The sequence below is a fragment of the Kitasatospora sp. NPDC093550 genome (genome assembly GCF_044764985.1).
GTDB lineage: Bacteria > Actinomycetota > Actinomycetes > Streptomycetales > Streptomycetaceae > Kitasatospora.
Genome location: NZ_JBIWJF010000068.1, coordinates 1 through 7,604 on the forward strand (window position 1 = coordinate 1; position 7,604 = coordinate 7,604).

8 protein-coding genes are annotated in these 7,604 nt (G+C 73.8%); 5 read left to right on the top strand and 3 right to left on the bottom strand.

Features of this window, described 5'->3' with window-relative positions:
• Positions 1-442 precede the first annotated feature (442 nt).
• Positions 443-1,042, top strand: coding sequence for a DUF1772 domain-containing protein (locus tag ACIRD3_RS40330; protein WP_402227100.1), 600 nt, complete (start codon positions 443-445; stop codon positions 1,040-1,042).
• 209 nt (positions 1,043-1,251) lie between these two features.
• The gene (locus ACIRD3_RS40335; RefSeq protein ID WP_402227101.1) at positions 1,252-1,998 is read left to right on the top strand and encodes a polysaccharide deacetylase family protein; all 747 of its coding nucleotides are present in this window, start codon (positions 1,252-1,254) and stop codon (positions 1,996-1,998) included.
• Positions 1,999-2,070: 72 nt separating this feature from the next.
• Here ACIRD3_RS40335 and ACIRD3_RS40340 read toward each other — a convergent pair whose 3' ends face one another.
• Positions 2,071-2,538, bottom strand: coding sequence for a DUF1772 domain-containing protein (locus ACIRD3_RS40340; protein ID WP_402227102.1), 468 nt, complete (start codon positions 2,536-2,538; stop codon positions 2,071-2,073).
• Positions 2,539-2,792: 254 nt separating this feature from the next.
• Between ACIRD3_RS40340 and ACIRD3_RS40345 the strand changes: the two genes are divergently transcribed.
• The 3 genes from ACIRD3_RS40345 to ACIRD3_RS40355 all read left to right on the top strand — a co-directional run bounded on the left by ACIRD3_RS40345 (position 2,793) and on the right by ACIRD3_RS40355 (position 5,827).
• Positions 2,793-3,800 (top strand): AraC family transcriptional regulator, encoded by a 1,008-nt coding sequence (locus ACIRD3_RS40345; RefSeq protein ID WP_402227104.1) that lies wholly within the window; start codon positions 2,793-2,795, stop codon positions 3,798-3,800.
• 176 nt (positions 3,801-3,976) lie between these two features.
• The gene (locus ACIRD3_RS40350; RefSeq protein WP_402227105.1) at positions 3,977-4,567 is read left to right on the top strand and encodes a TetR/AcrR family transcriptional regulator; all 591 of its coding nucleotides are present in this window, start codon (positions 3,977-3,979) and stop codon (positions 4,565-4,567) included.
• 99 nt (positions 4,568-4,666) lie between these two features.
• Complete coding sequence (locus tag ACIRD3_RS40355) at positions 4,667-5,827, top strand: SGNH/GDSL hydrolase family protein (protein WP_402227107.1); 1,161 nt, start codon at positions 4,667-4,669, stop codon at positions 5,825-5,827.
• 36 nt (positions 5,828-5,863) lie between these two features.
• Here the strand turns inward: ACIRD3_RS40355 and ACIRD3_RS40360 are convergent, their stop codons facing one another.
• Complete coding sequence (locus tag ACIRD3_RS40360) at positions 5,864-6,526, bottom strand: 4'-phosphopantetheinyl transferase (RefSeq protein WP_402227108.1); 663 nt, start codon at positions 6,524-6,526, stop codon at positions 5,864-5,866.
• A 7-nt stretch (positions 6,527-6,533) separates the two neighbouring features.
• Complete coding sequence (locus tag ACIRD3_RS40365; RefSeq protein WP_402227109.1) at positions 6,534-7,451, bottom strand: alpha/beta fold hydrolase; 918 nt, start codon at positions 7,449-7,451, stop codon at positions 6,534-6,536.
• Positions 7,452-7,604 lie beyond the last annotated feature (153 nt).

The following is a 7,604-nucleotide window of genomic DNA, read 5'->3' on the forward strand; positions in this document are numbered from 1 at the left end:
GTCGCTGGGTGACGGGGTGCGGCGGGCGCTGGGTCGTGAGCCGAGGGACTTCGCGGACTACGCGCGGGAGGCCGCCGCCTCGGGCGTGTGGAACGCGTGACCGGCCGGGCCCGTCCGACCGACCCGACGCGGCCGGCGCGCCGCTCGGCCCGGGAGAGCACCACCGGCCGCTCGGCCCGGGAGAGCACCACCCGCCGCTCGGCCCGGGAGAGCATCTCCCGCCGCTCGAACCGCACCACCTGCCGCTCGTGCCGCACCACCTTGCGCGCGTACGGCAACACCTGCCGTCCGTACGGCAGTTCAGATGATCGTCGGTGCCGGGAGGCGCCGGCCCCCTGACCGTCAGCTCCGGCCGTGGCCGGGAGCGGTGAGGAGGCCGGTGCGCCCGGTTCCGGGAGGTCCCCGCGCAGGGCGGGGACCGGGGAGAACCGAAGGATGACCTATGCGCTCGAACCAGACCGCGACTCCTGCTTCCTACACCGCTCCACCGTCCTTCACCGGCCTCGCCCCGGGCGGCGCGGCGCCGGGCGTGCCCGGCACCCGCAGCAAGGCGACCGGTCCGCTGCTGGTGGGCGCCACCGTCGCGATGGGGCTGATGGCGGGGCTGTTCTTCGCCTTCGACGTGTCGGTCATGCCGGGCCTGGCGGCGGGTGACGACCGGACGTACGTGACGGCGATGCAGCACATCAACAAGTCGATCGAGAACGGGCTGTTCGGCCTGGTCTTCGTCGGCGCCTTCGTCGCGACGGGTGTCGCGGCCTGGCTGCTGCACAAGGCGGGCCGGCGGCAGGCGGCGCTGTGGGCCGCGCTGGCCACGGCGCTGTACGTGGTGGCGCTGATCGTGACGATGGGCGTCAACATCCCGCTGAACAACCAGCTGGCGGCGGCCGGTGACCCGTCCCAGATCCAGGACTTCGCCGCCGTGCGCTCCCACTTCGCCGACACCTGGGTGCCGGTGAACATGCTCCGCACCGCGCTGTGCACGGGCGGTCTGCTCGCGCTGACCCGCTCGCTGGTGCTGCACGGACGTGCCGGGCGCTGAACAACGGCTCCCCGTACCGCAGTCGGCGCCCCCGGTCGATTCCGCCGGGGGCGCTTCGGCGTTGCCCGGGCGACCCGTGCCGGCCTCGCCGGTCAGGGGTGCGCGGCTGGCCGAATCCGTCCGCCCCCGTCCTCCGGCGGGTCGCGGCGGTCGGGCGGTCGGCGCAGACTGGCCGGTGGCAGCGCAGTGACGACCGCGAGGGGGCGGGCATGTCCGGACGTACCGGCAGGCGAGGAGCGGCGGTCAGGCCGACGACGGCGGGGCGAGGGCCAACGAGCAGGCTCCGGGCCGCGATCGGCGCGCTCACCGTGGCACTGGCGGCCGGAGCCGCGGTCGCGCTGCCCGCCGCGCCCGCGGAGGCGGCCGGCGGCAACGGCGGCCCCGGGGGCAACGGCGGCAAGGTCGTGTACCTCACCTTCGACGACGGCCCGAGCCCCGCCTACACGCCCAAGATCCTTGCCACGCTCGCCCGTTACGGGGTGCGGGCGACCTTCTTCGAGATCGGGCGGAACGTCGCCACCCACCCGGCACTCACCACGCAGGTCGCCCGGGAGGGCCACAGCGTGCAGAACCACTCCTGGTCGCACCCGGACCTGCGCAAGCTGTCCGGCCCCGCGCTCGACGCCCAGCTGAGCGACACCGACCGGATCATCCGTGCCCGGACCGGCCGCACCCCGAGCTGCCTGCGCCCGCCGTACGGCGCGGTCAACGGCGCGGTGCGCTCACGCGCGGCGGCGCTCGGCAAGCAGGTGGTGCTCTGGTCGGTGGATCCGGCGGACTGGTCCCGGCCCGGCGCGGCGGCCATCCGCTCGCGGGTGCTGAACAACGTCCGTCCGGGCTCGGTGATCCTGCTGCACGACGGCGGCGGCGACCGGAGCCAGACCGTGGCCGCGCTGCCCGGGATCATCTCCGCGCTCAAGGCGCGCGGGTACGGCTTCGCCACCCTGTGCGGCTGAGGGCGCTCAGGGTGGCGTCGGGGAAGCACGCGTTCGGTGAGTGGGTGCTGCGCGGCGGGCGCTCCGCGGCCGTCAGCTCTGTCCGTTGAGGACCAGTGCCCAGGCGAGGCAGCCGAGGGCGCCGGTGGCGAGCAGGGCGCGCAGCACGTTGAAGCGCACCCAGCGGGCCTCGAAGCGGCCGCGCACGCCGGCCGGGTCGGCGATCCGCTGCGGCGTGCCGGCGGCGGCCAGTTCGTCGTTCAGCGGGATGTTCACCGATCGGGTGACCCCGATCATCAGGACGTACAGCACCAGCGCGGCGATGGTCGCCGGCAGGACGTCGTGGCCGTCCGAGGGCAGGTGCAGGGCGACCGCGGCCGCCGTGGTCAGCAGGGCGCCGACGAAGCCCAGGACGAACCAGCCGTTCAGGATCGCCACGTTGACGCGCTGCATGACCTCGATGAAGGTCCGGTCCTCGACCCGCGCGAGCGCGGGCATGACCGAGCACGCGTAGGCGTAGAACAGTCCGGCGGTCAGTCCACAGGTGACAGTGGCCGCCACCAGGACGAGTGTGCGTGCCGTTTCCATCGTCGTGAGCCCCTCACTTCTCGCTGTCGGTATCGCGGGCGCCGCGCACGTCGCTGTCGCGCTTGCCGTTGCCGTCTCGCTCGTGCTGTCGTCGCGTGCCGCTGCGTGTCGTCGTACCCCCGTGGGCAGATCATCCGGCATTTCCGGCGCCCGGGCCACCTCGATCACTCAAGAGTCCCTCAAATGACGGGACGTCAAATGATGTCCTGCCGTCTACACTTGGCGGCATGGACACTCTGACGGGACTCCTCGACGGCCCCAAGGCCCGCGGCGCGTTCCTGCTGCGGTCGATCCTCACCCCGCCCTGGTCGCTGCGGATCGAGGACCGGGCCCCGCTCTCGGTCGTGACGATGGTCCGCGGCGCCGCCTGGATCCTGCCCGAGCGCGGCACCCCGCTGCTGCTCCACCCCGGGGACGTGGCGATCGTGCGGGGCCCCGAGCCGTACACCGTCGCGGACGACCCGGACACGCCGGTGGACGTGATCGTCGGCCCGGGCCAGGTCTGCACCAAGGACGGGGTGGACGTCTCCGAGGTGATGTCGCTGGGCGTCCGGACCTGGGGGCAGGGCCGGGAGGGCGACCAGGCCTCCTCGGTCGTCCTCTCCGGCACCTACCAGGCCGAGCACGAGATCGGCCAGCGCCTGCTGGGCTGCCTGCCGGCGCTGTTGGTGCGCCCGGCCGGCACCGGCGCCGACGACACCCTGGTGCACCTGCTGTCCGCCGAGATAGGGCGGAACGAACCCGGTCAGGAGCTCGTCCTGGACCGCATCCTCGACCTGCTGGTGGTGTCCGTGCTGCGCGCCTGGCTCGCCGCCCCCGACTCCGGCGCCCCGGCCTGGTACCGCGCCCAGCACGACGCGGTGGTGGGTCCGGTCCTGCGGCTGATGCACGACGACCCGGCCACCGCCTGGACGGTCGCCGAGCTGGCGCAGCGGGTCGGGGTGTCCCGGGCCGGCCTGGCCCGCCGCTTCACCGCCCTGGTCGGGGAGCCCCCGATGGCGTACCTCGCGGGCTGGCGCCTGGCCGTCGCCGCCGACCTGCTGCGCGAGCCCGAGTGCACCGTCGCCTTCGCGGCCCGCAAGGTCGGCTACAGCAACGCCTTCGCCCTCTCCGCGGCCTTCAAGCGGGTGCGCGGCATCAGCCCGCAGGAGCACCGCCGCCTCGCCGCCACCGGCACCCCGCCGCAGCCGGCGGGCTTCTCGGGACCGGCGGAGACGGTCATCCTGGCGGGCTGAGTGGACGGGCTGAGGGGGCGGGTTGAGGGGGACGGGCTGGTCCTGTGAAGCCCAGGCCTTCACCTGATCGGCAATGCCGCTTGCCTAAAGCCTTTAGGTAATCCCATACTGTCTTTAGTGCACCGGCGTACCCGTGGTGCGCCGGCGCGGCAGACAGCACGGGAGGAGCACAGCACATGGCACGGGCAGGACTGACCGTCGAGCGCGTCGTCGTCGCGGGCGCCGAACTCGCCGACGAACTCGGCTTCGAGCAGGTGACCGCCGCCGCACTGGCCCGGCGTCTCGGAGTCCAGACCGCCAGCCTCTACTCCCACGTCAAGAGCTCCCAGGACCTCAAGACCCGGATCGCGCTCCACGCCCTGGCCGAACTCGCCGACCTCGTCGCCGACGCCCTCGCCGGACGGTCGGGCCGCGACGCGCTCCGGGCCTTCGCCGACGCCTACCGCGACTACGCGGCCCGCCACCCCGGCCGCTACGACGCCACCCGCCTGCGCCTGGACGCCGAAACCGCCGCCGCCAGCGCGGGAGTCCGGCACGCCCAGATGACCAGGGCGCTGCTGCGCGGCTACGACCTCACCGAGCCCGAGCAGACCCACGCGGTCCGGATGCTCGGCAGCGTCTTCCACGGCTACATCAGCCTGGAGGCGGCCGGCGGCTTCAGCCACACCGCCGTCGACCCGCGGCAGTCCTGGGACTGGATCATCGACTCCCTCGACGCCCTGCTGCGCGCGGGCGGTGCCGGCGCCGCCGCCACCACCACGACCTGAACACCCCTGAACACCCCTACGGGACCGGCGCGTTGACGCCCGACGGCACCCCGCACCCGGCGCAGCGTCCGGCACCCGTGCGACGACCGAAGAAGCACCATGACCACGATGACCACCACCCCCGTCACCGAAGACCTCCTGCACGGCCACCTGGACGTCGAGCACACCCGCCGCGGTCTGCTGCCGCACCGGCTGCCCGCCCGCGCCCGTCGGCAGATCCCCGACGAGCAGCTCGCCATGGCCGAGTCCCAGCCCTCCGGCGTCCGCCTCGCCTTCCGCACCCGCGCCACCGCGATCACCCTGCACGCCGTGCCCACCAAGCGCGCCTACCCCGGCGTCCCGCACGTCCCCGACGGGGTCTACGACCTCCTCGTCGACGGCGCGCTCGCCGCCCAGGCCACCATGCCCGGCGGCAACCTGCGCACCGTCGACCTCGCCACCGGCCGCTTCGAACTCACCGAAGGGCCGTCCGGCAGCGCACAGTTCACCGGCCTGCCCGCCCGGGACAAGACCGTCGAGATCTGGCTCCCGCACACCGAGACCACCGAACTGGTCGCCCTCGACACGGACGCGCCGCTCCAGCCCGTCCCGGCCGGACCGCGCAAGCGCTGGGTGCACCACGGCAGTTCGATCAGCCACGGCTCCAACGCCACCCACCCGACCGGGACGTGGCCCGCCCTGGTGGCCAACCGCGCCGGGCTGGACCTCGTCAACCTCGGCTTCGGCGGCAGCGCCCTGCTCGACCCCTTCACCGCGCGCACCATCCGCGACACGCCGGCCGACCTGATCAGCCTCAAGCTCGGCATCAACCTGGTGAACGCCGACGCGATGCGGCTGCGGGCCCTCACCCCGGCCGTCCACGGGTTCCTGGACACCATCCGGGACGGCCACCCGACCACGCCGCTCCTCGTGGTCTCCCCGCTGCTCTGCCCCCTGCACGAGGACACCCCGGGCCCGCTCGCCCCCGACTTCAGCAGCGGAACCCTCCGCTTCCGTGCCACCGGCGACCCGGCCGAACGCGCCGCGGGCCGCCTCACCCTCACCGTCATCCGCGAGCACCTCGCCCGCATCGTCGCCGAGCGCCGCGCCGACGGCGACCACGCCCTGCACCACCTCGACGGCCAAGCCCTCTACGGCGAGGCCGACCACGACACCCACCCGCTCCCCGACGGCCTCCACCCCTCCCCGGAGACCCACCGCCTCATCGCCGAACGCTTCACCGAACTGGCCCTCGCCCCCGGCGGCCCGCTGCCCGCGTGACGCACCGCGACCGCGGCGGTCGCCGAGGCCTGGCGCTCAACTCTCCGGCGGGAGGGCCAGCGTGGTGACGAGGACGTCCCGGTGGACCCCCCAGTGCCCGGTACCCGCACCTCCGCGGTGCGGGTGCCGGGCACTGAACGTGCCGTCCGGGTGGACGGCGACGCTGATCGCGGCGAGCGGCGTCCAGGTGCGGGTCAGCGGATGCACCGCCTTGTAGACGGCCTCCTTCGCGCTGAACAGCACCGTGTCCCACGGCGTGCCGTCCACCGGCAGCGCGGCGAGCCGGCGCCGCTCCTCCTCCGACCCGACGAGCTCCAGGACCCCGCGCGGCAACGGCCGGACGGGCTCCGCGTCGATGCCGATCGACACGTGCCGGCCCGTCCCCGTGACGGCGCAGGCCGTGTAGCCGTGGGTGTGGGTGATGCTGCCCGCGGTGCCCGACGGCCACTGCGGCGCGCCCCCGGGCCCGGGCAGCAGGGGAAACAGGGGAAGCGGCGGATGGCCGAGCTCGGCCAGGGCCTGACGGGCCAGCGTCCGCGCCGTGGCGAACTGCCGCCGCCGACGCGGCGACCGGTCCCGGATGTAGGCCGCCTCCGACGGGTGGAGACGGCCCGCATCCAGGTCGCCGAACGCCTCGGCGCAATGCACGTACGGCGGCAGCAGCGCGGCCAGGACGCCGGCCGGAGCGGTGGTGGTCACGGCGTGATCAGCGGCCGGCCAGGACCAGCTGGTGGGTGTGGTGCGCGACGTGCTCCGGAACCTCCAGCGGCACCATGTGCCCGATGCCGATCACCTTCTGCAGCGTGGCCTCCGGAAGGGCCGCCGCGAGCTCCTGGCTGAAGGACGGCTTGACGACCTTGTCCTCGGTACCGGTGATCACCACGGCCGGAGCCGAGATCCGGCCCAGCCCGGCCCGCTGGTCCATCCCCTGGGACGACGCGAAGCACGCCGCCCGGGTCTGCGGCAGGGTGGACGCGAAGAGCCGCCGGTTCGCCTCCCGGGCCTCCAACGTGGCGCGCGGCCCGTGCGTCTGACCGAGCAGCTTGCGACCCAGCCACGGCGTCCGCAGGGCACGGCTGAACAGCTTCGACCCCATCATCTTGACCTCGTTCGCCGGGGTGTCCTGCCCGTGCGAGGCCGTCGACACCAGCACCAGCCCGGCCAGCCTCTTGCCGACCTTGCCGCGTCCCGCCTTGGCGCCCCCCGTCGGACCGGACTCGGCCAGCTTCGTCGCCCACGCGAGCGCCGCGTACCCGCCACCCGAGTGCCCGACCACCACGACCGGCCGCTCCGCGGTCGTCAACGTCCCGATCACCGTGTCCAGGTCCTTGGCGAGCCGCTCGATGCTGATCGCCTCCCGCCCCACCGTGGACGAGGCGTGCCCCCGCTGGTCGTACGTCACCACGGTGTGCCCGGCCCCCGCCAACTGCTGCGCCGTGGCGTGCCAAACCGTCCGCGAGGCGGCCCACCCGTGCACGAGCACCACGAGCGGCTGGGTCGTGTCGGGCGTGGCGGGCCGGTGGACCGTGATGGCCAGGCGGGCGTGGTCGTCCGTGGTCGCGGTGTGGTCGGTGGTCGTGACGGCGTGCTCGGCCGGCAGGGCGGGAATTTCGGCGGTCTGCATGGTGGGCCCTCCTTTTTGTGTGGTGTTATCCGGGCTTTTCTTCTTCTTGTTTTTTATGGGTGGTTGTTGGTGGTGGTGAGGTGGTGGTGGAGGTTGGTGAGGGCGTGTTGGGTGGCGGTGGTGTGTTTGGTGGTGAGGTTGGTGAGGTGGTGG

Bases quoted from the DNA above. Each gene is read 5' to 3' on its own strand.
- ACIRD3_RS40330 (WP_402227100.1), top strand. From the start codon at position 443: ATGCGCTCGAACCAGACCGCGACTCCTGCTTCCTACACCGCTCCACCG.
- ACIRD3_RS40335 (WP_402227101.1), top strand. From the start codon at position 1,252: ATGTCCGGACGTACCGGCAGGCGAGGAGCGGCGGTCAGGCCGACGACG.
- ACIRD3_RS40345 (WP_402227104.1), top strand. From the start codon at position 2,793: ATGGACACTCTGACGGGACTCCTCGACGGCCCCAAGGCCCGCGGCGCG.
- ACIRD3_RS40350 (WP_402227105.1), top strand. From the start codon at position 3,977: ATGGCACGGGCAGGACTGACCGTCGAGCGCGTCGTCGTCGCGGGCGCC.
- ACIRD3_RS40355 (WP_402227107.1), top strand. From the start codon at position 4,667: ATGACCACGATGACCACCACCCCCGTCACCGAAGACCTCCTGCACGGC.
- ACIRD3_RS40365 (WP_402227109.1), bottom strand. From the start codon at position 7,451: ATGCAGACCGCCGAAATTCCCGCCCTGCCGGCCGAGCACGCCGTCACG.